The 25,287-nt window shown below is 69.1% G+C and carries 24 protein-coding genes; 16 read left to right on the top strand and 8 right to left on the bottom strand.

Features of this window, described 5'->3' with window-relative positions; translation table 11 throughout:
* Positions 1–277: 277 nt before the first annotated feature.
* The 3 genes from J9315_RS12945 to J9315_RS12935 form a co-directional block, all read right to left on the bottom strand.
* Entirely contained in the window at positions 278–1,333 is a 1,056-nt protein-coding gene (locus tag J9315_RS12945; RefSeq protein WP_198500754.1) for a DUF559 domain-containing protein, read from the bottom strand.
* Between the two features lie 628 nt (positions 1,334–1,961).
* Positions 1,962–2,624: a TrkA family potassium uptake protein gene (locus tag J9315_RS12940; RefSeq protein WP_198500755.1), complete on the bottom strand. Its 663-nt coding sequence runs from the start codon at positions 2,622–2,624 to the stop codon at positions 1,962–1,964.
* On the bottom strand, positions 2,617–4,020 hold the full coding sequence (locus tag J9315_RS12935; RefSeq protein ID WP_232623861.1) for a potassium transporter TrkG: 1,404 nt from the start codon (positions 4,018–4,020) through the stop codon (positions 2,617–2,619). Before J9315_RS12935 ends, J9315_RS12940 begins: the two co-directional genes overlap by 8 nt.
* Positions 4,021–4,092: 72 nt before the next feature.
* On the opposite strand from J9315_RS12935, the gene J9315_RS12930 reads away from it, so the two are divergent.
* The 14 genes from J9315_RS12930 to ccsB all read left to right on the top strand — a co-directional run bounded on the left by J9315_RS12930 (position 4,093) and on the right by ccsB (position 18,427).
* Entirely contained in the window at positions 4,093–5,289 is a 1,197-nt protein-coding gene (locus J9315_RS12930) for an acetoin utilization protein AcuC (protein WP_198500756.1), read from the top strand.
* Between the two features lie 149 nt (positions 5,290–5,438).
* The gene (locus J9315_RS12925) at positions 5,439–5,537 is read left to right on the top strand and encodes an AURKAIP1/COX24 domain-containing protein (RefSeq protein ID WP_005504750.1); all 99 of its coding nucleotides are present in this window, start codon (positions 5,439–5,441) and stop codon (positions 5,535–5,537) included.
* A gap of 76 nt (positions 5,538–5,613) precedes the next feature.
* Positions 5,614–5,859 (top strand): glutaredoxin family protein, encoded by a 246-nt coding sequence (locus tag J9315_RS12920; RefSeq protein WP_198500757.1) that lies wholly within the window; start codon positions 5,614–5,616, stop codon positions 5,857–5,859.
* A 62-nt stretch (positions 5,860–5,921) separates the two neighbouring features.
* A complete protein-coding gene (locus J9315_RS12915) occupies positions 5,922–6,614 on the top strand; it encodes a redox-sensing transcriptional repressor Rex (protein ID WP_198500758.1) in 693 nt (230 codons plus the stop codon).
* Positions 6,611–9,106, top strand: a complete 2,496-nt coding sequence (gene hemA, locus J9315_RS12910) for a glutamyl-tRNA reductase (RefSeq protein WP_232623862.1) — start codon at positions 6,611–6,613, stop codon at positions 9,104–9,106. Before J9315_RS12915 ends, hemA begins: the two co-directional genes overlap by 4 nt.
* On the top strand, positions 9,103–10,716 hold the full coding sequence (locus J9315_RS12905; protein ID WP_137825359.1) for a uroporphyrinogen-III synthase: 1,614 nt from the start codon (positions 9,103–9,105) through the stop codon (positions 10,714–10,716). Before hemA ends, J9315_RS12905 begins: the two co-directional genes overlap by 4 nt.
* Position 10,717: 1 nt before the next feature.
* Entirely contained in the window at positions 10,718–11,701 is a 984-nt protein-coding gene (gene hemB, locus J9315_RS12900) for a porphobilinogen synthase (RefSeq protein ID WP_137825360.1), read from the top strand.
* The gene (locus tag J9315_RS12895; RefSeq protein ID WP_137825361.1) at positions 11,698–12,165 is read left to right on the top strand and encodes a MarR family transcriptional regulator; all 468 of its coding nucleotides are present in this window, start codon (positions 11,698–11,700) and stop codon (positions 12,163–12,165) included. The genes hemB and J9315_RS12895 overlap by 4 nt, the downstream gene beginning before the upstream one ends.
* A complete protein-coding gene (gene hemL / locus J9315_RS12890; protein WP_211978022.1) occupies positions 12,162–13,514 on the top strand; it encodes a glutamate-1-semialdehyde 2,1-aminomutase in 1,353 nt (450 codons plus the stop codon). The genes J9315_RS12895 and hemL overlap by 4 nt, the downstream gene beginning before the upstream one ends.
* Positions 13,511–14,152: a histidine phosphatase family protein gene (locus tag J9315_RS12885; RefSeq protein ID WP_137825363.1), complete on the top strand. Its 642-nt coding sequence runs from the start codon at positions 13,511–13,513 to the stop codon at positions 14,150–14,152. The genes hemL and J9315_RS12885 overlap by 4 nt, the downstream gene beginning before the upstream one ends.
* A complete protein-coding gene (locus J9315_RS12880; RefSeq protein ID WP_140955507.1) occupies positions 14,149–14,745 on the top strand; it encodes a TlpA disulfide reductase family protein in 597 nt (198 codons plus the stop codon). Before J9315_RS12885 ends, J9315_RS12880 begins: the two co-directional genes overlap by 4 nt.
* Positions 14,746–14,750: 5 nt before the next feature.
* Complete coding sequence (locus tag J9315_RS12875; protein ID WP_137825380.1) at positions 14,751–15,506, top strand: cytochrome c biogenesis protein CcdA; 756 nt, start codon at positions 14,751–14,753, stop codon at positions 15,504–15,506.
* A complete protein-coding gene (locus J9315_RS12870; RefSeq protein WP_249120902.1) occupies positions 15,506–17,260 on the top strand; it encodes a cytochrome c biogenesis protein ResB in 1,755 nt (584 codons plus the stop codon). The genes J9315_RS12875 and J9315_RS12870 overlap by 1 nt, the downstream gene beginning before the upstream one ends.
* Positions 17,261–17,401: 141 nt before the next feature.
* Positions 17,402–18,427 (top strand): c-type cytochrome biogenesis protein CcsB, encoded by a 1,026-nt coding sequence (gene ccsB / locus J9315_RS12865; RefSeq protein ID WP_140955508.1) that lies wholly within the window; start codon positions 17,402–17,404, stop codon positions 18,425–18,427.
* Positions 18,428–19,071: 644 nt separating this feature from the next.
* On the opposite strand, the gene J9315_RS12860 is transcribed toward ccsB, so the two are convergent.
* Positions 19,072–19,506, bottom strand: coding sequence for a PLDc N-terminal domain-containing protein (locus J9315_RS12860; protein WP_140955509.1), 435 nt, complete (start codon positions 19,504–19,506; stop codon positions 19,072–19,074).
* A 156-nt stretch (positions 19,507–19,662) separates the two neighbouring features.
* On the opposite strand from J9315_RS12860, the gene J9315_RS17480 reads away from it, so the two are divergent.
* The gene (locus tag J9315_RS17480) at positions 19,663–20,184 is read left to right on the top strand and encodes a DUF4229 domain-containing protein (protein ID WP_232623864.1); all 522 of its coding nucleotides are present in this window, start codon (positions 19,663–19,665) and stop codon (positions 20,182–20,184) included.
* Positions 20,185–20,256: 72 nt separating this feature from the next.
* Here the strand turns inward: J9315_RS17480 and J9315_RS12850 are convergent, their stop codons facing one another.
* The 3 genes from J9315_RS12850 to J9315_RS12840 form a co-directional block, all read right to left on the bottom strand.
* Entirely contained in the window at positions 20,257–21,189 is a 933-nt protein-coding gene (locus J9315_RS12850; protein WP_140955510.1) for a 1,4-dihydroxy-2-naphthoate polyprenyltransferase, read from the bottom strand.
* Positions 21,190–21,259: 70 nt separating this feature from the next.
* Positions 21,260–22,462, bottom strand: a complete 1,203-nt coding sequence (locus J9315_RS12845) for an AMP-binding protein (RefSeq protein ID WP_232623865.1) — start codon at positions 22,460–22,462, stop codon at positions 21,260–21,262.
* A 10-nt stretch (positions 22,463–22,472) separates the two neighbouring features.
* Entirely contained in the window at positions 22,473–23,390 is a 918-nt protein-coding gene (locus tag J9315_RS12840; RefSeq protein ID WP_198500760.1) for a 1,4-dihydroxy-2-naphthoyl-CoA synthase, read from the bottom strand.
* Between the two features lie 91 nt (positions 23,391–23,481).
* On the opposite strand from J9315_RS12840, the gene J9315_RS12835 reads away from it, so the two are divergent.
* Positions 23,482–24,567 (top strand): o-succinylbenzoate synthase, encoded by a 1,086-nt coding sequence (locus J9315_RS12835; RefSeq protein ID WP_198500761.1) that lies wholly within the window; start codon positions 23,482–23,484, stop codon positions 24,565–24,567.
* A 6-nt stretch (positions 24,568–24,573) separates the two neighbouring features.
* Here the strand turns inward: J9315_RS12835 and J9315_RS12830 are convergent, their stop codons facing one another.
* Positions 24,574–25,281, bottom strand: a complete 708-nt coding sequence (locus J9315_RS12830; RefSeq protein ID WP_211978021.1) for a sensor domain-containing protein — start codon at positions 25,279–25,281, stop codon at positions 24,574–24,576.
* Positions 25,282–25,287 lie beyond the last annotated feature (6 nt).

The following is a 25,287-nucleotide window of genomic DNA, read 5'->3' as shown; positions in this document are numbered from 1 at the left end:
GTCCGAAACGCGGTGCGCCGCCCCACAAGTGGGGCGGCGCGCTGGCGTCGCTGGTCGGTGGCTCGGCCTCGCAGAAGTGCTCCGGCGCACTCAACGTCGTCATGCAGGCCGAAAGTGCACGCGCGGGCGAGACGTTCGCACTGCCTCGGCGACACGCGCCCTCTGTCGGCGAGAAGTGAATCTGCAGGCAACCAGTCGATGGGCAATTCGATCTTTGGCCGTCACCTGGGGTGTGTCGCCTCCGGGCTCGACGTGCCGCGCCGCTGGACTGCGGCGGTCATCGGGTGACGAAGCTGCGCAGCGCGGGACATTGCCCGAACAGTTTGGTCGCGAAGGCCTCGAGGTCGAGGACCTCCTGGAAATTCACGCGGATGACGGTGTAGCCGAGCGCGGTCAGCCGGTTCTGCTGCTCGGTCTCCTTCTTCATCAGCGCAAAGCCGTGGTCGACGTACTTCGAGACACCGTCGATGAGGACGATGACTTTCGCTTCACGGTGCATGAAATCGACGCGGGCGACGAACCGATCGCCGTCCCAGACCACCACCTGGGGTTCGAACCCCTCGATGCGAAGGATGAGGAAGTTGTGCCGACCGCGGCTCTCGGCGTAGCTCTCGGACAGCGCGCTGACCTGGTCGACGAGTCGGATCGCCCGCGAACGGTGGGTGGTCATGCGCTCGGCGGTGGGTCGCAGAATCGTGTCGATGACCTGTTGGCTGCGGTCGGCGATGTCCGGCGGATAGCCGAACCGCGCGGCCGCGTCGGCGGCGTTGTCCGAACCGAAGACTGCCTGGCGGACGACCGTGTCCAAGGCGGCCAGTGCCGCGGACTCGCCCATCTGCGGGATGAGTTCGAGGGCGGCTCGCGCAGGGCTGGTGAGAATCAGCTTGCCGATCGTTACGGTGTCGCCAACGGGGACTGTGCGGGCGACGCGGGTGAGCAGCGGACCCCGATGGCGCGCCGACGGGTGGGCGACGACGATGCGGTTGAGGTGCGGCCGGTAGAGGGGGAGGTTGTGGAAGACCGCGGATGACACCCCGATGAGCACATCCTCGGCGCGGAAATGCGGATACGACGAGATCCGAATCTTTCCCATCAGCACGGCGAACTCCGGGTCGTCAGCAAGGGAACCCTGTCGACGGTCGTCGTTGCGCTGGATCCACTCGTCATCGGTGATGAGCGTTCGGATCCGCGCATGGCGGGGTTCGGCACAGCGCCGCACGATCGTGTAGACGCCGAATGACAGTTTGGTGAGGCAGCAGGACTGCGCCTCCTTGACGAGCGGACTGGTCAATCCGGCGGCTCTGAGCTGGGCGGTGCGAACGACGTTGTACATGCGCATCAGGGTTGCGCCTCTCCGCTCTCACGACAAGGGTGGATTTTCAGGCTGTGGACAGCGTTCGGGCGTCCACAGGAGAATGCGCTGAAGTCCGGACCTTGTGATACTCCCTCCTATGCCACCCAGTCGCTTGGGGCCGAAATCCCATCTGCAGTCGCAATTCCCCTTCACAGAGCGGAACGCGCGGCTTACAGGAGTGAGGAATTGCGCAACGATCAGAATGCGAAGCGCATTCCGTGCGCCGTGGAATAGCCGAAACAGGGGCGAATAGGGACACGTTGTCCACAGGCCGGTGAACGCGAGATCGGGTGTCGGTGTCGTGTGACAGGCGCCGATCGTCCGCGGTGCGACACGCGTTGTCGCATAGGTTGTGTCGGCCAGAAATCCTGACGTGCTCGACTAGTTCCCGCGCAATTTCACTTTTGGCAGACAATTGCGGAAGCCGCGAAATTTCTCGCCCGCGCCAGTGCTTTTGGCAGGCAGAATGACGTTTCGTCACCGGCACCGCCGCGCAGAGCAGTCGATGGCAGCGCCACCCGTCGAATGGTCGACGGCAACCGACGCCGCCACCGTTTCAGGCAGCCAGCGCCACCCGGCACGCAACCGTTGCCACCAGCCCCGCCCCCTACGGCCGCCCGGCGAAGCGGCTGAGGAGTTCGACGTTGCCGGCGACGATGAGGAGGTCCTGTTTGCCGACGCGGGTCGTCGGTTCGGCGTAGGTGAAGTCGCGGCCGGGGCTCTTGATGCCGACGATCGTCACGCCGTACTTCTCGCGGACCTTCGCCTCGGCGAGGGTGAAGCCCTGGATCTCCCGCGGGGGACGCATCTTCACCACCGCGAAGTGGCCCTCGTCGAACTCGATGTACTCCATCATCCGGGAGCTCACGAGGTGCGCGACGCGGATGCCGGCATCGGACTCCGGGTAGAGCACATGGTGGGCGCCGATGCGGTGGAGGATCTTGCCGTGGGCGGGCGAGATCGCCTTCGCCCAGACCTGCGCGACCCCGAGGTCGACGAGGTTCGCCGTCGTCAGCACGCTCGCCTCGATCGACGTGCCGATGCCGACGACCGCGGTCTGGAAGTCCGCGGCACCGACCTGGCGGAGGGCGTCGATGTTCGTCGAATCGGCCTCGACGACGTGGGTGAGCTTTCCGCTCCAGTCCTTGACGAGCTCCGGGTTGTGCTCGATCGCCATGACCTCACGCCCCAGACGGGTGAGCGTGACCGCGGTCGCCGACCCGAAGCGTCCGAGTCCGATGACGAGGATTGCGGAGTTCTCGTTAGCCAACGACGGGCCTTTCTTCGGGGTAGCGGTAGAGGCGCACGGAGTCCTGCATCGACAGGGCTGCGGCCAGTGTAATCGTACCGAGGCGTCCGATGAGCATGAGCACGGACAGACAGTACAGCGCCGGTTCCGACGCCGAGGCGGACACCCCGGCGCTCAAGCCCACGGTGCCGAACGCGGAGATCACCTCGAAGAGCACCCGGTCGAGCGGCTCATCGGTGATCTGGAGCATGACGAGCGTGCCGACGAAGACGATCGCGGCGCCGGTGAGGAGGACGGAGATCGAGAGCTTGATCGTCGAGGCGGTCAGCCGGCGGTTGAAGACGTTGACCTCGGCGAGACCGCGCGCCTCGGCGAAGGCGGCGAGGAAGAGGACGGCGACGGTCGTGACCTTGATGCCGCCGGCCGTCGACGACGACCCGCCGCCGATGAACATCATGACGTCCATGAGCAGGTGCGAGGCCTGGCTCATGTCGGCGATCTCCATCGTCGCGAACCCGCCCGAGCGCGGCATCACCGCCATGAAGAGGACCTCGACGAAGGTGTGGCCGGCGTTCTTGTCCCCGAGCGTCGCCGGATTCGCCGACTCGAAGAGGAGGAGGAAGAGGAACCCGACGGCGAGGACGATCGTCGTCGTCGTCAGCGTGAGCTTCGTGTGCAGGTCCCATTTGCTCGGCTTGTTCCAGTTCATCGCGATCATCAGCACGACGGGGAACCCGAGCGCCCCGACGAACACGCCGATCATGATGAGCGAGAGGATCCACGGGTCCTCCGCGAAGTAGGCGGCCCCGCCCGGGTGGATCGTGAAGCCGGCGTTGTTGAACGCGGAGATCGCGTAGAACACGGAGTACCACAGCGAGTCCCCGACGCTGTCGCCGCGCATGAGGAAGCGGGGGAAGAGGAGGACCGCGAGCACCGCCTCGGCGGTGAGGATGGTGATGAACACCGTCTTGAGGAGGGTGCCGACCTGACCCAGATTGAGCGCCGAGGTGGCCTGCTGGGCGATGAGGCGCTGCCGGACCCCCAGCCGCCGCGAGACCGCCATGCCCAGCAGCGAGGCGAGGGTGAGGATGCCGAGACCGCCGACCTGGATGCCGGCGGTGATGACGGAGATGCCGAAGTCCGACCAGTAGTCCTCGGTGACGACCGGGGTCAGTCCGGTCACGCAGACGGCGGAGACGGCGACGAAGATCGCGTTGGCGATGTGCTCCGAGGTCGAGACCGACCCGGGTTCGCGCATGCTCGCCGGGAGCATGAGGAGGAGGGCGAAGACTGCCACGACGGCGATGAACGAGACGATCGCCAGGCGGGCCGGCGAGGCGACGGCGATGTCATCGACGAAGTCGCGGACCCAGCGCCCCGGACGCAGAAATCGGTCGAGGCGCTGCGGAGAATTCATGGACACAACCTCCATGGTAGGACGGACCGGGGCGAATCTCCGGAAGTGAGCCGCGCCATATAGCATTGGCCCATGGCCGATAGCGATGTCTATGTCGTCTGGGACGAGGCGGTGACCGGGTACAACTTCGGTCCCAGCCATCCCATGCACCCCCTGAGGCTCGACCTCACCGCGAAGCTCGCGATCGACTTCGAGCTCTTCGACGCCCCCCACGTCCACGTCAACCCGATCGGCGACCTCGACGAGGCGGCCCTCTCCCGCGTCCACGACGACGACTACATCGCCGCGGTCAAGGCCGCCGGCAGCCCCGAAGGCGCCGACCCCGAGGTCGCCGAGCGCCACGGTCTGGGCACCGACGACGTCCCCGTGTTCGAGAACATGCACGCCGCCTCGGCGATGCTCTTCCAGGGCTCCGTCGACGCCGCCCGCGCGATCATCTCCGGCGACTACCGGCGGGCGGTGAACTTCTCCGGCGGCATGCACCACGCGATGGCCGACAAGGCGAGCGGGTTCTGCGTCTACAACGACGTCGCCGGGGCGATCAACGAATTCCTCGACGCGGGATACGAGCGCATCGCCTACATCGATCTCGACGCTCACCACGGCGACGGCGTCGAGCAGCTCTTCTGGGACGACCCGCGCGTGCTGACGATCTCCATCCACGAGTCCGGGAAGTACCTCTTCCCGGGCACCGGCTACCCGGCCGACATCGGGGGACTGCGCGCGGCCGCCTCGGCGGCGAACATCGCCCTGCCCCCGCGGACGACCGACGAGGACTGGCTGCGGGCCTTCGACGGCACCGTGCCTGCGCTCATCGCCGCGTTCTCCCCGCAGATCATCGTCTCCCAGCACGGATGCGACGGGCACCGGATGGACCCGCTCACCCACATGCGCCTGTCCGTCGACGGGATGCGGGTGGCGACCGAACGCGTCCGGGCGCTCGCCGAGGAGCACGCCGAGGGCCGGTGGCTCTCGACCGGGGGAGGGGGCTACGCGATCATCGACGTCGTCCCCCGCGCATGGACGAACCTCATCGCGATCGCCGCCGACGCCGACCTCGACCCAACCGCCCGGATCCCCGGCCGCTGGGCCCACTACGCGCAGACGAAGACCGGACGCGAGGCCCCGCTGTCGATGACCGACGGCTTCGACGGGACGTTCACCCCGTGGTCGCACGGCTTCGACCCGGAATCCGAGCTCGACCGCGCGGTCATGGGCACCCGGAAGAACCTCTTCCCGTTCTTCGGTCTCGACCCGTACTTCGACTGATCCGCGCCCTGCCGGGCACAGTTGAGGCCCCGCTGTGGATCTCGACACAGTTTTGGGAAAGAACGGGCCGGGGCGATAGAATTGCACGGTTAGTTCAAAGGGTGGGCACCTGACGTTCACCTCCACCGACGATCACAAGGGGTACCCGCGTGGGCTCAGTCATCAAGAAGCGCCGGAAGCGTATGTCGAAGAAGAAGCACCGCAAGCTGCTTCGCAAGACTCGTCACCAGCGTCGCAACAAGAAGTAAGACCGCACGGTCCTACGCCCCCGCTCGAATCCCATTTCGGCGGGGTTTGTTGTCACCTTCGACTCAGGAGTGTGCCGTGGTCGGACTGACCTTCCTCACGCGCGCCGGATGCCATCTCTGCGAGACCGCGCAGGCGACCATCGCCGAGGTGGTGGCCGGCCGGGACGTCACCGTCACCGAGATCGACATCGACACCGATGAGGATCTGGCCGCGCAGTACGGCTGGGATGTTCCCGTGGTGCTCCTCGAAGGACGACAGCACAGCTTCCACCGGGTCGACCGGGACAGGCTGTCGCAGGCCCTGACCGCGCTGGGCGCCTGAGGCGCCCAACCGGTTCGCAGGCCTGAGGCAGCACGAGCAGATTGAAGGAGTGACACGTTCACGTGAGCGAGATTCTCTCCGCCGGCAGCATCGAGGGTGTCGTTCGCAAGGACGTCCCCGAGCGCGTCATCTCTCGACTCCCGATCTACCTGCAGGCGGTCGAGACGATCGCCGCGATCGGCCAGACCACTGTCTCCTCGGAGACCCTGGCGGCCCAGAGCGGCGTGTCTCCCGCGATCCTGCGCAAGGATCTCTCCCAGCTCGGCCGCTCCGGACGCCGCGGGGTCGGCTACTCGGCGCAGGACCTCGCCGCGACCCTGCGATCGTTCCTCGGCCTCGACCGGGCGCAGAACGTCGCGATCATCGGCGCCGGACGCCTCGGCTCGGCTCTGGCCGACTATGCCGGCTTCCAGCGGCGCGGTCTGCGCCTGACGGCGATCTTCGACAGCGACGAGGGCAAGGTCGGCACGACGATCGGCGATCTCACCGTCTCCGCGATCGCCGACCTCGCCACGTGGGCCGACCCCATCGACCTCGTCGTCATGGCCGTGCCCGCCTCCGCGGCGCCCGCGGCCGCCCGCATCGCCGCCGAGGCGGGAGTCCGCGGCATACTCAACTTCGCGCCCACCGTGCTCGACACCCCGGAGACCGTGCGGGTCCAGCAGGTCGACCTGGCCAGTGAGCTCCAGGTCCTCGCGTACTACTCGGCGCTCGAAACGGCTACGGCCACTCCAGTGGAGGAGCACAGCAATTGACTCTCTTGGTTCTCGGCATCTCCCACCAGTCGGCGCCGATCGACATGCTCGACGCGCTCGCGTTCGGGGCCGACGACGTCGACCGTCTGCGCACCGACGCCCTCGACGGGGCGAGCGTCGACGGACTCGCCGTCCTCTCGACGTGCAACCGGCTTGAGCTCATCGCCGACGTCTCCGCCTTCCACGGGGGACTCGCCGACCTCGGCAACGCGCTCGTGTCCTCGATCGGACGCGACTGGCAGGACATCGCCGGGCACTTCTACGCCCACTACGACAACCAGGCGCTCGGCCACCTCCTCAAGGTCGCGTGCGGGCTCGACTCGATGGCGATCGGCGAAGCCCAGATACTCGGCCAGCTGCGCTCGACGTTCACCGATTCGATGAGCGCCGGAGCCCTGACCTCCGACCTCTCCCACGCCCTGCAGCAGAGCCTGCGGGTGGGCAAGCGCGCCCACTCGGAGACCGGACTCGACGAGGTCGCCCGCTCCCTCTTCGGCGCCGCCCTCGAAGCCTCCCAGGCCCACATCGGGCCGCTGCACGCCGCGAACGCGCTCGTCATCGGCGCCGGCGCGATGTCAGGCCTCGTCGTCGCGACCCTCCACCGAGAGGGCGTCAACCACATCACCGTGCTCAACCGGACCCTGGAGAAGGCGGAGCGCCTCATCGCCGAGGTGGGCGGTCGGGCCCGCGAGCTCACCCCCCGGTCGCTCGCCGAGGAGATCGCCGACGCCGACCTCATCGTCTCCTCCACCGGCGCCCGCGGCGTCGTCGTCACCCGCGACGACATCGTCGCCGGTCTCTCGCAGAACTCCAAGAGCGCGGCGAACAAGGCGTTCGTCGACCTCGCCCTGCCCCACGACATCGATCCGAGCGTGCGCGAGTTCGAACACGTCGCCCTCTTCGGACTCGGCGACATCCGGAAGCTGCTGTCGACCTCGTCGAACCAGCGCGACGCCGCCGTCGTCGAGACCGTCGAAGCGGTGCGCGCGATCATCGCCGAGGAGACGGAGAAGCTCGAGTCCGGCGCCAAGGAGCGGGCGGTGGCCCCCACGGTCACCGCGCTGCGCACCCACGCCAAGGACGTGCTCGCCGCGGAGACCGAGCGCCTGCAGCGCAAGATCGGCGACCACGTCGACGACAAGGTCTTCGCCGAGGTCCGCAAGTCCCTCCACCGGGTCGCGGAGAAGCTCATCCACACCCCGACGGTCAAGGTCAAGGAGCTCGCGGTCTCCGACTCCGACGTCGACTACGCGCAGGCGCTCATCCAGCTCTTCGACCTGCCGACGATCAAGACCCCGCACGCCGTGCCGACCCCGGAGGCGAAGGTCGCCAAGGCCGCGAGCCCCGACCACATCGAGGCCGACGGTCTCCGGCCGGTCGCCGACCACACCCTCGACGTCGTCGAACCCGAGCACCCGACGGGCCGCACGGTGCGCCTGGGCACCCGGCGCTCCCAGCTCGCCCGCTCGCAGTCGACGGCGATCGCCCACCAGATCGCGGCCCTGACCGGCTGGCGCGTCGAGATCGTCGAGGTCGTCACCGAAGGCGACGTCAACATGTCCCCGCTCGCGGGCTTCGGCGGCACCGGCGTCTTCGTCTCCGCCGTCCGGCAGGCCCTGCACCAGGGCCAGATCGACATCGCCGTCCACTCGCTCAAGGACCTCCCGACGACCCCGGAGCCGGGCATCCAGCTCGCGGCCATTCCGCCGCGCGTCGATCCCGCCGACGTCCTCATCGGCCGTGACGGCCTCAGCCTCGCCCAGCTGCCCGCCGGCAGCGTCGTCGGCACCGGGTCGCCGCGCCGCGCCGTCCAGCTGCGCGCCGCCCGCCCCGACATCGAGGTGCGCGGGGTCCGCGGCAACGTCGACACCCGCATCGCCCACGTCCGCGACGGCCGCCTCGACGCCGTCGTCCTCGCCGCCGCCGGTGTCCGTCGGATCGGGCGGCTCGCCGAGGCGACCGACCTCCTCGACTTCGACACCATGCTTCCCGCTCCCGGCCAGGGGGCGCTCGCGGTGGAGACGCGCGGAGCCGACAGCCCGTACACGCAGGACGAGGCTCTGATGGCCGGTGACGTCGAGATCCGCGCGGCCCTGCGCCGACTCCACGACGAGGCGACCGACCTCGCCGTGACGTGCGAACGGGCGATCCTCTCCCGCGCCGAGGCCGGCTGCTCGGCTCCGATCGGGGCCCTGGCGACGATCACCGGGACGCAGCTCGTCGTCGCGGCGATGATGGCCGACGACGACGGGAGAATCGCCCGCACCCACATGAGCGCGCCGCTGCCGCTCATCGACGACGCCGATCTCAGCTCCCGCGACGATCACGCCCTGCCGATCGCCGGCAAGGAGATCGCCCGGGTCGCCGACGAACTCGGCACCGCCGCGGCCGAGGATCTGCTGCGCCGCCTCGACATCGACCCCGCGCGCTCCGCCGACCACCTCACCCCGGTCAAGGCCGCCGCCCGGTCCCGGTCCGAAGGACAGTCATGAGCGAGCAGCCTGAGACCCAGGGCACCGGCCAGGTCCAGCCCCGGCGGCTCCTGCCGGTGGGCCCGCGCGTCGTCTTCATCGGCTCCGGTCCCGGTGAGGCGGGACTGATGACCGCCCGCGGCGCCGACATCCTCGCCGACGCCGCGCTCGTCGTCTACGACGCCCACGTCCACTCCGAGATCGTCACCGCCTACGTCCCGCAGGCCGCCGAGGTCATCGACGCCGCCGAACTCGGCCAGTCGCCCTCGACCCGCGGCCGCCGGCTCGCCGAGCTCGCCCGCCCCGACAAGACCGTGGTGCGGCTGAGTTCCGACGACGGTCTCCTCTTCACGACGACGACCACCGAGGCGGCCGTGTGCCGCAAGGCGGGCATCGACGTCGAGATCGTGCCCGGGGTCGGTCTCTCCGCGGCGACCGCCGCCTACACCGGCACCGCGCTGACGACGAACCGGGTCCGCTCGGTGCGCTTCATCGAAGCCGGACCGCAGACCCACGTCGACGTCTCCAAGCACCGCAACACCACGCACGTGCTCACCGGCACCGCCGCGCAGGTCGAGGAGGCCTTCCGGGCCCTGCTCGACGACGGCTGGGACGCGGAGACGAAGGTGCTGCTGGGCTGGGGCATCTCGACGACCGAGCAGACGAGCGTCGAGACCACCCTCGGGCAGGCCCCGGGGCTGTGCCGCAATGCCGGGGACCGCCTCGTCGTCATCATGGGCCAGGGCGTCGACTCCCGCGGCGAGCTCGCGTGGTTCGAGACGAAGCCGCTCTTCGGCTGGCAGGTGCTCATTCCCCGGACGAAGGAGCAGGGCACGTCGACGGCCGAGGCGCTCGCCGAACTCGGCGCCGTCGGCACCGTCGTCCCGACGATCGCCGTGCAGCCCCCGCGCACGCCGACGCAGATGGAGAAGGCGATCCGCGGACTCGTCGACGGCTCCTACGAATGGGTGGGCTTCACCTCCGTCAACGCGGTGCGCGCCGTGCGCATGTGGTTCGAGGACTTCGGTCTCGACGCCCGCTCCCTGTCCGGGGTCAAGGTCGCCGCCGTCGGCGGTCGCACCGCCGCGGCGCTGACCGACTGGGGCATCACCCCCGACCTCATCCCCGACGGCGAGCACTCGGCCCGGGGTCTGGCCGCGGCGTGGCCGGACTACGTCGACGACATCGACCCGATGAACACCGTCCTCCTGCCGCGTGCCGACATCGCCACCGAGGTGCTCGTGGCCGGACTGCTCGAGAAGGGCTGGGACGTCGACGACGTCACCGCCTACCGCACCGTGCGCGCCTCCCCGCCGCCGGCGCCGATCCGCGAGGCGATCAAGGCCGGTGACTTCGACGCGTTCCTCTTCACCTCGTCCTCGACCGTGCGCAACCTCGTCGGGATCGCCGGGAAGCCGGCAGCCACCTCGGTGATCTGCTGCATCGGCCCGGCCACGGCGAACACCGCGGAGGAGCACGGCCTGCGGGTCGACGTCCTCGCGGAGGAAGCGAACCTCACCTCACTCATCGACGGTCTCGTCGCGTACGCCACGCGCATGCGCGAGGCAGACCTCACCGCCGGGGTCACCCCGGTGCGCCCCAGCCAGAAGCGTCGCAGAAAGAAGGCCTGACATGGCTCCCATCGTCCGTCCCCGTCGCCTGCGGTCGACCGCGGCCCTCCGCCGCCTCGTCTCCGAGGTCCACCTCACCCCCGCCGACCTCATCCTGCCGATGTTCGTCAAGGAGTCACTCGAGGAGCCCGCGCCGCTGACCGGGATGCCCGGCGTCGTCCAGCACACGCTGACGTCGCTGCGGGAGGCCGCCCGCGAGGCCGTCGACGCCGGCGTCGGGGGACTCATGCTCTTCGGCATCCCCACCGTCCGCGACGAACGCGGCTCGGCCGCCGATGACCCCGAGGGCATCCTCAACCGGGCGCTGCGGATGCTGCGCGACGAGTTCGGCGACGACACCGTCATCATGGCCGACCTCTGCCTCGACGAGTTCACCTCGCACGGCCACTGCGGCGTGCTCGACGAGGCCGGCCGCGTCGACAACGATGCGACGCTCGAACGATACGCTTCGATGGCCGTCGCGCAGGCCCGCGCCGGTGCCCACGTCCTCGGGCTCTCAGGCATGATGGACGGACAGGTCGGCGTGTGCCGGGAGGCGCTCGACGACCACGGCTTCACCGACGTCGTCGTCATGGGCTACACCGCGAAGTACGCCTCGGCGTTCTACGGACCTTTCCGCGAAGCCGTCGACTCCGAGCTCGTCGGGGACCGCAAGACCTACCAGCAGGATCCGGCGAACGGGCGCGAGGCGATGCACGAACTCGACCTCGACCTCGCCGAGGGCGCGGACATCGTCATGGTCAAACCCGGCCTGCCCTATCTCGACGTCCTCGCCGAGGTGGCCGCGGAGTCCCCGGTGCCCGTGTGGACGTACCAGGTGTCGGGGGAGTACGCGATGATCGAATTCGCGGCCGCCGCCGGGGCCATCGACCGCGACCGCGCGATCGAGGAGTCCCTCATCGCGTTCAAACGGGCCGGCGCCGATGCGATCCTCACGTACTGGGCGACCGAGGTCAGCCGGTGGCTGAGCGGAGGTCGGCGATGAGCGAGACACGTTGGCTGTCCCCGCCGGACCAGCGCGCCTGGCGCTCCTACCTCACCGGCAGCTCCCTGCTCGGGGCGAAGCTCGAGGCCGATCTGCGGGAGAACTTCGGCATCGGCCTGCCCGAATACGAGATCCTCGTGCGGCTGAGCGAACACGAGGGACGATCGATGCGCATGGCCCTGCTCGCCTCGGACACGACGATGTCGCGCTCGCGCCTGACCCACAGCGTCGCCCGGATGGAGAAGAAGGGCCTGCTGTCGCGCTGCCCGATCCCCGAGGACGGCCGCGGCGTCAACTGTGCGATGACCGACGCCGGCTGGGACCTCCTCGTCGCCGCCGCCCCCACCCATGTCGAGAGCGTGCGCAGCAACCTCGTCGACCTCCTCACCCCTGAGGAGATGGCGACGCTCGGCGTCGCGTTCGGCAAGGTCGCCCGCCACCTCACCGCGAAGGAGAACTCATGACCGACGCCTCACCCACCCAGAACTCGGCCGCCCTCTTCGCACGGGCGGAGCGCGTCATCCCCGGCGGAGTGAACTCCCCGGTCAGGGCGTTCCGGGCGGTCGGCGGGACCCCGCGCTTCATCACCTCGGCGACCGGGGCGTGGCTGCGCGACGCCGACGGCAACGACTACATCGACCTCATCGGGTCGTGGGGTCCGATGATCATGGGCCACTCCCGCCCCGAGGTCGTCGCCGCCGTCCAGGAGGCCGCGGTCAAGGGCTTCTCGTTCGGCACCCCGTCGGTCGGCGAGGTCGAACTTGCCGAGGAGATCGTCTCCCGCATCGACCCCGTCGACGAGGTGCGCCTCGTCTCGTCGGGCACCGAGGCGACGATGAGCGCGATCCGCCTCGCCCGCGGCTACACCGGCCGGAACAAGGTCGTGAAGTTCGCCGGCAACTACCACGGTCACGTCGACTCCCTGCTCGCCCAGGCCGGTTCGGGGCTCGCGACGTTCTCCCTGCCCGACACCCCGGGGGTCACCGGGGCGCAGGCCGACGACACGATCGTCGTCGCCTACAACGACGCTGAGGCGCTGCGGGCGGTCTTCGCCGAGCACGGCGAGTCGATCGCCTGCGTCATCACCGAGGCGAGCCCCGGCAACATGGGGGTCGTGCCCCCGCGCGACGGCTTCACGAACACGATCCGCGAACTCACGAAGGCCCACGGGGCGCTGATGATCAGCGACGAGGTGATGACCGGCTTCCGCGTCTCCGCCGCCGGCTGGTACGGCTACGAGTCCGAGACCCTGGGCTACCCGCACGGGCCCGCCGATCTCTTCACCTTCGGCAAGGTCATGGGCGGCGGGTTCCCGGCCGCGGCGTTCGGCGGTCGCGCCGACGTCATGGCCCACCTCGCCCCCGCCGGACCCGTCTACCAGGCGGGCACGCTCTCGGGCAATCCCGTCGCCACCGCCGCCGGACTCGCCACGCTCAAGCTCACGACCGAGCTCGACGTCTACTCGCACCTCGGGCGGGCAGCGGACATCCTCCGGCCCGCCGTCGCCTCGGCGCTCGAGGCCGAAGGGGTCGCGCACACGATCCAGTCGGCGAACTCGATGTTCTCCGTCTTCTTCACCGACGGCGAGGTCGTCGACTACGACGATGCCCGCGCGCAGAACGTCGACCGGTACTCCGCGTTCTTCAATGCGATGCTCGACTCGGGCATCCACATGCCGCCGAGCGCATTCGAGGCGTGGTTCCTCTCCTACGCCCACACCGATGAGATCCTCGAGCGGATCATCGCAGCGCTGCCGGCGGCTGCGAAGGCCGCTGCCGCCGTCCCCGATGCGAACGGAGAGTCGAGCCGATGACCACGATCCACCTCGTCCGCCACGGCGAAGTCGACAACCCCGAGGGCATCCTCTACGGCCGGATCCCCGGCTTCGGGCTGACCGAGCGCGGGCATGAGATGGCCCGCCGGGTCGGCGAGCACTTCGCGCAGGAGGACAATGCCCCCGACGCGCTTGTGGCCTCACCGCTGCTGCGCGCGCAACAGACGATCGCGCCCCTGGCGGAGAACCTCGACATGCCCGTCTTCACCGACGACCGCGTCATCGAGGCGGCGAACTCCTTCGAAGGGCAGACGATGAACGCCCGCACGCTCGCGCAGCCGCGGAACCTCGTGCGCCTCTACAACCCGCTGGTGCCCTCGTGGGGTGAGCCGTACCGCCAGATCGCCCTGCGCACGCAGGCGGCGATGGCGAGCCTGCGCGCCCGCCTCGAGGGACACGGGCCCGAGGCGAGCGGCGTCATCGTCTCCCACCAGCTGCCGATCTGGATGGCGCGCCTGGCCGGCGAAGGGCGACCGCTGGCCCATGACCCGCGCAAACGGGAGTGCGCGCTCGCGTCTGTCACGAGTTTCACATTTGAGAAGTCCACACTGGTGTCCGTGAGCTATGAGAATCTCTGCGCGGATCTGCAGCCGGGCCACGCGGTGGCGGGAGCATGATCGGCGGCAACGGACAGTACGGTCGCCGGGCGGTCCTCACGGGCATCATCGCCGGCACGGCAGTCGTCCTCAGCGCATGCACCCAGAACGATGAGCTCGCCGCACAGGCGGGCTCCGACCAGGGCTACGTCTCGGGTTCCGGCGTCGTCTCCCAGGTCGCGGTCAAGGATCGCGGCGAACCCCTCGACCTGACCTTCGAGACCCTCGACGGCTCGCAGCTCTCGCTCGCCGATATGCGGCCGACCCCGGTCGTCATCAACCTCTGGTATGCGGCGTGCCCGCCGTGCCGCGTCGAGGCCCCCGACCTCAAGGAGGTCTCCGAGGAGTTCGGCGACTCCGCCCAGTTCATCGGCGTCAACGTCCGTGACCAGGCGGCGGAGGCCAACGCCTTCATCTCGAACTACCAGATCCCCTACCCGAACATGCTCGACACGAACGGCGACATGGTCGCCCTGCTCTCGGGCGTCCTGCCCCCGCAGGCGACGCCCTCGACCGTCATCCTCGACGCGCAGGGACGGGCCGCGGCCCGTGTCGTCGGCGCCGTCGACAAGTCGACCCTGCAGGGACTCATCGAGGACGTGCAGGCGGAGTGAGCGGCATCGGGGCGGAGTTCGCCCAGGCGGTGCTCAGTGGTCCCCTCCTGCTCGCAGCCGGGGCCGCGGCACTCGCCGGGCTCGTCTCTTTCGTCTCCCCGTGCGTGCTGCCGCTCGTGCCCGGCTACGTCGGCTACGTCACGGGCCTGAGCGGCTCGTCGCTGCGAGACAAGGCGACGTGGCGGGTGATCACGGGCATCACGCTCTTCGTGCTCGGCTTCACCGTCGTCTTCGTCATCCTCGGCACGGGCTTCTCCGCCCTCGGGGCGATGTTCTCCCAGTTCCAGGACATCCTCATCCGCATCCTCGGTGTCGGGGTGATGATCGCCGGACTGGTGTTCATGGGCGCGTTCGGCTTCCTCCAGAAGGAACGGCGCATCCACGCCCGGCCCAAGGCGGGACTGTGGGGTGCTCCCGTGCTCGGGGCGACGTTCGCCATCGGCTGGGCCCCGTGCGTGGGCCCCACCCTGTCGGCGGTGCTGACGATGTCGCTGAGCTTCGGCTCCGACGGCACCCTGTGGCGGGGCGCGTTCCTCGCCTTCGTCTACTGCCTCGGGCTCGGCATTCCCTTCATCCTCCTGGCGATCGCCATCCACAAGGGTGCCGGTCGGCTGAACTGGGTGCGCGAGCACCAGACGACGATCGTCCGCATCGGCGGAGTCATGCTCATCGCACTCGGCTTCGTCATGGCCATCGGACTGTGGAACCAGTGGATGAACTCGCTGCAGGGTCTCATCTCCGGATTTGAAGTGGTGATCTAGTGGCAGACAAGACTGCTGGCAACACGACGGACGCAGCCCCCGAGCAGGCTGCCGACACCTCGGGCACCGCCGAGGCGCAGCCTCGCCGGGAGCAGCCGGCCGCGGACCGCGCGAAGGCCGCGCCTGCCGGGAAGGCCGGCGCCGCCTCGAAGGCAGGGACCGCCTCGGCGAAGGGAGCGGGCAAGCCCGATCGGTCGGAGGTGACGCAGCCGCAGCTCGGCTTCATCGGCATGTGCCGGTGGGCATGGCGGCAGCTGACGACGATGCGGGTGGCCCTCATCCTCCTCCTCGTCCTCGCGCTCGCCTCGATCCCCGGCTCCCTGCTCCCGCAGCGGATCCAGGACCCGGCCCGCGTCAACACCTTCCTCGAGGAGAACGGGGCGTGGGGAGCGTTCCTCGATACGATCGGCATGTTCGACGTGTACTCGTCGATCTGGTTCTCCGCGGTCTATCTCCTCCTCATGATCTCGCTCGTCGGGTGCATCGTCCCGCGCACCTCCCAGCACTGGAAGGCGATGCGCTCGGCTCCGCCCAAGGCGCCGAGGCGGCTGGGACGGATGCCCGGATACGTGGCGTTCACCTCGGCGGAGGTCAAGGACGGGGAGCTTGACGATGAGGAGTTCCTCGACGCCGCGCAGGCCCGCCTGAAGAAGCTCGGGTACCGCACCTCGCGCCACGGCGACCATGTCGCGGCCGAACGCGGCTACCTGCGCGAGACCGGCAACCTCGTCTTCCACATCGCGATCCTCATGACGACGCTGACGATCTCGATCGGGTCGCTCTTCGGCTACGAGGGGCAGCGCATCCTCGTCGAAGGCGACACGTTCACGAATTCGCTCGTCGCCTACGACTCGTTCGACCCGGGCACGTACTACAACGCGGACAACCTGCCGCAGTTCCGCCTCACCCTCGACCAGTTCACCTCGAGCTTCGACGATGCCGCGCCGGGCAACCAGTTCGGTCAGCCCCGCACCTTCGAGGCCACGGTGACGACCTCGGCGGACGGGGTGGAGAAGACCGAGCAGCTCAAGGTCAACGAGCCCATCCGCGTCGCCGACACCGGCGTCTACCTCACCGGCAACGGGTACGCCCCCGAGGTGACGGTGCGGGATGCGACCGGCCAGGTCGTCCGGTCCGGGCCGCAGGTCTTCATCCCCGCGAACGGGGACCCCGGGTACACCTCCGAGGGTGCGATCAAGGTGCCCGATGCCGCGGGCACGCAGATGGGCTTCGTCGGGGTGCTGCTGCCGACGGCCACGCAGAACGAGCAGGGCGACCTCGTGTCGAACTTCGCCGAGCTGCGCAACCCCTACCTCGTGATGAGCGGGTACACCGGCGACCTCGGCCTCGACTCGGGGGAGCCGCAGTCGGTCTACACCCTCGATGCCTCGAATATGACGGAGATGACGGATGCCGCCGGCAACCCGCTCGTCATCCAGCTCGTGCCGGGGGAGACCCAGGAGCTGCCCAACGGCGGTTCGGTGACCTTCGACGGGGTCAAGCGGTTCATCGCCGTCGACATCTCGCAGGATCCGACGCAGCTGCTCATGTTCGTCAGCTCCGTCCTCGTCCTCCTCGGACTCGGACTGTCCCTGTTCATCCCGCGCCGGCGCGTGTGGGTGCGGGTCAAGGACGGCGAGGTCGAGGTGGCGGCCCTGGCCCGCGGTGAGGATCCGATGGTCGAGCGCGCGGCGACGGAACTCGCGAAGGACCTCGGCAGTGAGAGTGCCGAGGATGAGGAGAAGAAGGACTGAGCGGCCGCAGTGCGGGCCTGCATGGTCGTCGCGGCTTCAAACTGGGGTACTACACGGAGTAGAATCGGGGACGTGCGCCTGAGACGGGCACGCAGATTCACTGACGCAAGGAATTGAGCACCCTCACGGTGCGGAGGATACATGGACGTCAACACCGACCTGGCGATGTGGTCGAATCAGCTCATCGTCTCCGCGATGATCGTCTACGCGGTCGCGATGATCTTCTCGGCCTTCGATCTCTTCGGGGGGCGGGAGCTGAAGAAGTCGAAGTCCGACACGGTGGCGGCCGGCGCGAAGTCGAGCACGGTGCGCCGCACCAACCGGAAGACCGCGACGGCGCTCCTCGACCGTCCCGGCGCTGATGACCACGCCGGAGACAACGGCACCGGCGAGGAGCTGTCGGCCTCCGATGCCAAACGGCGCCGCGCGGCGCGCATCGGCACGTCGCTCATCGTGCTCGCCGTCGTCCTCCACATCGGCTCGGTCATCACCCGCACCCTCTCGGTGATGCGCGTGCCGTGGGGCAACATGATGGAGTACGTCCTCACCGCCACGGCGATCACCGTCCTCGTCTACCTCATCGTGCTCACCCGCAAGGACATCCGCTACCTCGGCACGTTCGTCTCCGGCGGCGTCCTGCTGTGCCTGGGTCTCGCGATCACGGTCTTCTACACTCCGGCCGCCCAGCTCATTCCCGCCCTCGATTCGTACTGGATCGCCATCCATGTGCCGATCGCGATCCTCTCGACGGCGCTGCTGTCGATCTCGGCGATCCTCGCGGTCTTCCAGATCCTCAAGACCGTGAGCGAGACGAAGGACCCGAAGTGGCTGCGATTCATGCGCCGTCTGCCCTCGAGCACCGAGCTCGAGCGGTTCTCGTACACGATCGCGGCCGTCGGCTTCATCACGTGGACGTTCACCCTCATCGCCGGCGCCATCTGGGCCGAGGTCGCCTGGAGCCGCTACTGGGGCTGGGACACGAAGGAGATCTGGACGTTCGTCGTCTGGGTCGTCTACGCCGCGTACCTCCACGCGCGGGCGACCCGCGGGTGGGGCCCGACGAAGGTGGCCGTGCTCAACCTCATCGGCATCGCCACGGTGTTCTTCAACTTCACCGTCGTCAACGTCTACTTCAACGGCCTGCACTCGTACTCCGGCCTCGGCTGACGGTCGTGGGCGGACGGTGATCGGGCCGACGGCCTGACGTCCGCTGTGGGGCGCCGCCCGCCGGCCTGACCGCCTGACCTCAGTTGCGCGGCCCCTGCTGTGCAGTCCCGCCCATCGGTCCTTGAGCAGTGACGTCCCCGGGTCTTCAGCGCGTCGGATGTTTCGCAGTTCCGCCTGGCCTCTGCTGTGCAGTGCCGAATGTGGTCACAGAACCGAGGAGATCGTGCCGATCCGGCGCTTCTCCCTCGGTTCTGTGACCACATTTCGCTGTCTGCCGCGCGACGGGGACCGCTGTGCCCGTCGGCGCGCGACGGGGAACATCACCGGTCAGGCGGGCGGCCGCTGGCGCTCGAAACCGGAACCGCACACGAGACCATGCTGCGACTGAGCCTCTGACCGAAGCGGGTGGATGCGAAGCTGTATCCGGAACGACCGGACTGCGCGGAGAACAACGGCGCGCTGATGCGTGCCTGCTCACGGCAACGGAGGATCTGCGCAGTGATTTGCTCACGCCGTCAGACTCGGTTCGCCCGCAGGATCGTCAGCGGTGTTGTACGCGGGAAGCCTAAGGACTCTACGTCGGGTCACGGACCTGCGACCGGTTCGGGCTGAGCCAGCCGTCTTCTCGAGCAGGCCGTCAGTGCTCAGTTCGAGTGGCCGCGGCCCTCGCCCTTGCTGCCTTCCGAGCCGTGCTCGTCGCCGGACTCCTGGTCATCGGGGCGGTCCTCGGGATCGAGGGTGTCACCCGGGGGAGGGGTCTCGGAGTCCGTGGGTTCGTCGTCCCGGGGACGATGCTTGCCGAGCTTGACCTCGCGGTCGACCTGGCGGAGGTAGTCCTCATCGTCGTCGGGAGCGGTCGGGCCGCTGCGCCTCGGTGACGGGTCGGGCTTGGCCTCGGAACCGCGTCCGAAGATGTACCAGAGGACGAAGCCGATGATCGGAATGAGGAGGATGATGAGCGCCCAGACAGGCTTGGGCAGGACTCGGACGAGACTCCGATCGCGCAGCAGACAGTCGAAGAGTCCGTACAGTGTGATCGCTGCCGCTAGGACTATCCCGGCAATGAGTACTCGAGCCATGCATCAAGGATAGTCGACTAACCTGAAGACCAGCTCAGTCGCAGGGCGACGGGTTTCGACAGGCAGTGTTGCCATTTCGTCGGGCCTCGTCCTCGTCGCCGATGCCGGCCCGAGTTCTGAGAATCCATGCAGACAGACCCGACTAGAATAGGTGCAATGCGCAGCTTCTGGATCTACACCCTCGCCCGGCTGGGAATCATCGTCGCCGTCGGGCTCGTTCTCCAACCCTTCCTCGGGTTCACACTCGTCATGGCCGTCGCGGCGATCTTCATCGGCGCGCTCATCAGCTACCTTGTGCTCGGCGGAATGCGGGCGAAGGTCGCAGGCGACATCGAGAACCGGCTGGCTAAGCGCGCGAAGACGAAGAAGCGCAAGGGCCAGGACGAGTCGTTCGAGGACACCCTCGTCGACGAGAACGTCTCCGCCCAGGACGCCGTCTCCGCCCAGGATGCCGAGACGGCTGAATCGGTGACGAAGCCGAACTCGGCAAAGAAGTCCGCAGCTGACTCCTCGGCTGAGGCCGCCGAGGCGAAGGCCGAGACCCAGAACCCCGCCGAGACCCAGCGTCCCGCAGAGTCGGGGAATACCACTGACACCCAGACCGCCGCAGGCTCAACCAAAGCGCCGACCCCCGACCGCACGACCGATGCCGAGGCTCCCGACGCCAAACGGCGCTGATCCTCATCCAACGCAGTCGGCCGGTGTCCCCGCGGGGACACCGGCCGACTGCGTTTGGGGGCACGCCCCGATCTACAGCGCCAACCCGAGCGCCATGAGCGCGGCGAAGCACAGGGCCGTCAGTCCCGTCGACTTGATCGTCGGAATGAGACCGGCACCCGTCGTCCCTCCCAGCACCGTCTTCAGCGGTGAGAGCGCGGGCACGAGCGCGAGGATCGCCAGTGCCGCTGCCGGATGTCCGTCGAGGATCGCGAGCGCCAGCAGCGCGAACGGGGCGAGGACGAGCACGGCGTAGGCGACGCGTGCCCGCTGGTCGCCGAGGCGCACGGCCAGGGTGATCTTGCCCGCCTCGGTGTCGGTGGGGATGTCACGGAGGTTGTTGACCATGAGCACCGCCGAGGCGAGCAGCCCCATCGACACGGCGCCGGCCCATCCGCTCAGGCTCAGCGTCCCCACCTGCATCCACATCGTCCCGAGCGTGGCGACGAGCCCGAAGAAGATGAAGACGAACACCTCGCCGAGGCCCATGTACCCGTACGGGCGCTTCCCGCCGGTGTAGAACCACGCCGCGGCTACCGCGGCGGCGCCGACGATGAGGAACCACCAGGCCTGGGAGATCAGCACGAGGGCGATGCCGACGAGCCCGGCGATGCCGAAGCAGAGGAACGCGGCCCGCTTGACCGTCGCCGGCTCCGCCAGCCCGGTCGCGGTCAGCCGCACGGGACCGACGCGCACATCGTCGGTGCCGCGGATCCCGTCTGAGTAGTCGTTGGCGAAGTTCGAGCCGATCTGCAGGCAGAGCGAGACGATGAGGGCGAGGAGGCCCTTGAAGAGGATCGAGGACAGCGACACGTCGGGGCCGCTCGTCGAGTAGTCGCCGATGATGAACGAGGTGAAGCCCCCGACCGAGCCGATCGCCGCTCCGGTGCCGATGAGCACGGGGGCGACGGCGAGCGGCAGCGTCCGCAGTCGCGCTCCGGAGATCCATTGCGCGGCAGTTGCCATAGGGGTCGAGTGCCTTCCTAGCGATTCGGTGAACCGTCTCATATTACCGAGAGATCATTTGATGCGAAATTCAACTATGGGGTCGGGCAAGCAGGCTTTCGGCCACCTCGGCGGCCCTCCTGCGGTCGGGTTTGCCGATCGAGCGGGCCGGGATCTCGTCGACGACGATGACCTCGCGGGGAAGCATCGTCCCCGCCTCGGCGGGCGCCAGGGCGCGCAGCTGCCGGCCGCGTTCGGTCGGGGACAGGCCGCGCAGCTGCCCGGCACCGGCGGTGTCGTCGTCGAGGCGGACGAGGGCGACGATGCGCCGCCCCCACTCTGCGTCCGCGACCGCGGTGACGAGCACCTCGGCGACACCGTGGGGCTGCCACACCGGCAGCAGTGCCGTCTCGAGCGCGTGCGGGGAGACGTTCTCCCCACCGGAGACGATGACGTCGTCGACCCGGCCGAGGACGCTGAGGACACCGTCGTCGAGGTGCCCGAGATCACTCGTGTGGATCGTCCGCCTGCCCGCCGGGCCGGTCAGGGCGGGGGAGTCGCGGGGGACGATGGTCCCGTCCGCTGTGACGTCGACGTAGGCGTCGGCGACGACGGGTCCGGTGAGGTCGATCGTGCCGGCCTCGGTGATCGTCACGGTGACCCCGTCGAAGGCGACGCCGTCGTAGACGCAGCCGCCCGCGGTCTCCGACATCCCGTACGTCCGCACGATCCGCAGGTCCGCGGCCGCTGCCGCGTCAAGGAGAGCAGGCGAGATCGCGGAGCCGCCGAGGAGGATGGCCGTGAACGTCGCCGCCGCCGAGGCGGCCGCGGGGTCGGCGAGGACCCGGTGCAGCTGCGTGGGCACGAGGGAGGTGTAGCGGGGGCGGTCGTCGCCGCGGGCGACGAGCTCGGCGACCTCCGCGGCGAAGCCTTGTGCGGTGAACGGGCCCGCAGCCGCGCGCACCGGATCCTCCCCGGCCAGCCGGGCGCGGAGTTCGACCTGGAAGCCGGCGATGTGGTTGACCGGCAGCGTGAGGTGCCAGCGGCCGGGTCCGGAGAGGAATCGTTCGGTGGCCCGCGCCGAGGCGGTGAGGGCGTGAGCGGAGAGTGCGACGGCCTTCGCCGCCCCCGTCGACCCCGAGGTGAAGAGGATGAGCGCGGGGGCGTCACCGGGGCCGGCCCAACGGTCGGGGGCCACCTCGGTGACGGCACCGGTTCGGGTCTGCGGGAGGATGAGGATCGACTCCCCGGCCAGGGCCCGGTCGATCGCGTCCGGAAGGTCGAGCGGGGTCATGGGCAGCAGTTCAGTAGTACCAGGGGTAGGACGACCAGTCGGGGTCGCGCTTCTCGAGGAAGGCGTCCCGGCCTTCGACGGCTTCGTCGGTCATGTAGCCCAGTCGCGTGGCCTCACCGGCGAAGACCTGCTGGCCCATGAGGCCGTCGTCGACGAGGTTGAAGGCGAACTTGAGCATCCGCTGCGCGTTCGGGGACTTGCCGAGGATCTCGTTCGCCATGTCCAGTGCCGCGGTCTCGAGGTCGGCGTGGTCGACGACCTCGTTGACCGCACCCATGTCGGCCATCTCCTGGGCCGAGTAGGTGCGGCCGAGGAAGAAGATCTCGCGCGCCTTCTTCTGCCCGACCATCTTCGCGAGGTAGGCCGAGCCGTAGCCGGCGTCGTAGGATCCGACGTCGGCGTCGGTCTGCTTGAACTTCGCATGCTCGCGTGAGGCGATCGTCATATCGCACACGACGTGGAGGCTGTGCCCGCCGCCGGCGGCCCACCCGGGGACGACGGCGATGACGACCTTGGGCATCGTGCGGATGAGGCGCTGGACCTCGAGGATGTGGAGGCGTCCGGCACGGGCCGGGTCGACGGTCTCGCGGGTCTCGCCCTCGGCGTACTGGTAGCCGGAGCGGCCGCGGATGCGCTGGTCGCCGCCGGAGCAGAACGCCCAGCCGCCGTCCTTCTGACTCGGGCCGTTGCCGGTGAGGAGGACGGCGCCGACGTCCGGGGTCTGGCGGGCGTGGTCGAGGGCCCGGTAGAGCTCGTCGACGGTGTGGGGGCGGAAGGCGTTGCGCACCTCGGGCCGGTCGAAGGCGATGCGGACGGCGCCGATGTCCTGGCCGTCCGCGTCGATCGCCCGGTGGTAGGTGATGTCGGTGAAGTCGAAGCCGGAGACCTCGCGCCACCGGGTGGGATCGAAGATGTCAGAGACGGTCATGACCTCAAGCCTAACGCGGCGGCAGGCATCGCTCGGACGGGGGCGGGGACGGCTCACACCGCCGAGGTGGACTCCCGGATAGGCTGGGCGCATGACCGCCCTTCCCGCCTCCTTCGCCGACCTCGTGCCCCGCGTCCATGTCCTGCGGCTGCCGATGGTCACGCGCTTCCGGGGCATCACCGAACGCGAGATCCTCCTCTTCGAGGGGCCTCTGGGGTGGGCGGAGTTCTCCCCGTTCGTCGAATATGATGCCCGCGAATCCTCCCGCTGGCTGCAGGCGGCCCTCGAGTTCGCCGGGCTCCCGGTGCCGGGACGGGAGCCGATACACGGTGCCCCCGGCGATGTTCCCGAAAACCGTGCCGATGAGCCCGCGTTCGTCGAGGTCAATGCCACCCTCCCGGCGGCCGGCGTCGATGAAGTCGAGCCGATCCTCGCCCGCTATGGGGCCGTGAGCACGGTCAAGGCGAAGGTCGCCGAGCACGGTCTCGCCTCGCTGCCGGAGGACCTCGCCCGGCTGCGCGAGCTGCGACGGCTCTTCCCCGACGTCGTCCTCCGGCTCGATGCGAATGCGAAGTACACCCTCGCCGAGGCGGTCGAGGCGAGCGAGGCGTTCGCGGAGTTCGATCTCCAGTACTTCGAACAGCCCGTTCCCGGGGTCGAGGACCTCGCCCGGCTGCGCGAGCGGCTCGCCGCCCGGGACCTGCCGGTGCGGTTGGCGGCCGACGAGTCGATCCGCAAGGCCGAGGACCCGCTGCGGGTCGCGGCCCTCGGGGCGGCCGAGGTCGTCATCGTCAAGGTCCAGCCGCTCGGCGGGGTCGCCGCTGCCGCGGAGATCGTTCAGCGGTCCGGACTGCCGGCCGTCGTGTCCTCGGCGCTCGAGTCCTCGGTCGGACTGGCCGCCGGGGCCGAACTCGCCGCGCGGCTGCCGCGCACGCCGAGCAGCCGGGACATCCTCGGTGAGCATCCTGCCTGCGGGCTGGGCACGGCGCGTCTCTTCGCTGCCGATGTCGTCGCCGATGGGCTGGTGCCGGTCGACGGGCGGATCCCGGTGACGCGGATCGCCCCGGATCCGCAGCGCCTGAAGGCGTTGGCTGCGGATCCGGGGCGATCGGCGTGGTGGGCGGCCCGAGCTCAGGAGTGCTGGGACGTCCTGCGCTCGGTCAGCCTCAACGGCTGAGGCTCGTCAGCCGGCGGCCTGGACGGCCTTGACGGCTTCCTCGGCGACCTTGACGGCGTCCTGCTCGTCGCCGTTGGGGGACATGTTCGCTGCGGTGACGACGGTGTTGCCGACGCGGGCGACGACGGTCTGAGTCGACATCGCCGACTGGCCGCCGGCCTCCATCGACGTCGTCGTGCCCACGGCTTCGTCGGCACCCGGGACGGTGGCGTCGAAAGTCTCGGACTTCATGTTCATCTCCATGCCCGACATCGTCATCGTCACATCGCCGCACGTCTCGGCCATCTTGCTCGAGGTCGAGAACTGGTCGGAAGTGGCCGCTTCGTCGGGGAAGCTCGAGAGGCCGATTGACATCGAGTTATCGGACGCAATACCTGCGACGGTCGTGCCGTCGGTCGCCTGTGCGGCGTTGAGTCCGGCCATCGCAAGGTCCTTGCATTCGGCGGGTTCGAACTCGGCCTGTTCGAGGGCCTTCGCGGCCTCTCCGCTCGAGATCGCGCCGGTGTCGACCGTCTTGAAGGTCTTGCCGTCGAACTGGGTGGTGTCGATGATGTTCTTCAGAGCAGCCTCGTCGAGCTGGGTGGACTGCTGGGTCTCCTCAGCGGCCGGCTGCGAGCCGGAGCCGGAGTCGTCGGAGTCGGACGAACCGCCGCTGGTGCAGCCGGTCAGGGCGAGTCCGGCGGCGAGTGCGATGACGGGCAGTGCGCGTTTCATTGGTCG

Source organism: Brevibacterium sp. W7.2 (assembly GCF_018137945.1).
Lineage (GTDB): Bacteria > Actinomycetota > Actinomycetes > Actinomycetales > Brevibacteriaceae > Brevibacterium > Brevibacterium sanguinis.
Note: the sequence above shows the minus strand (reverse complement) of the source record. Positions and strands in the feature narration are given on the sequence as shown.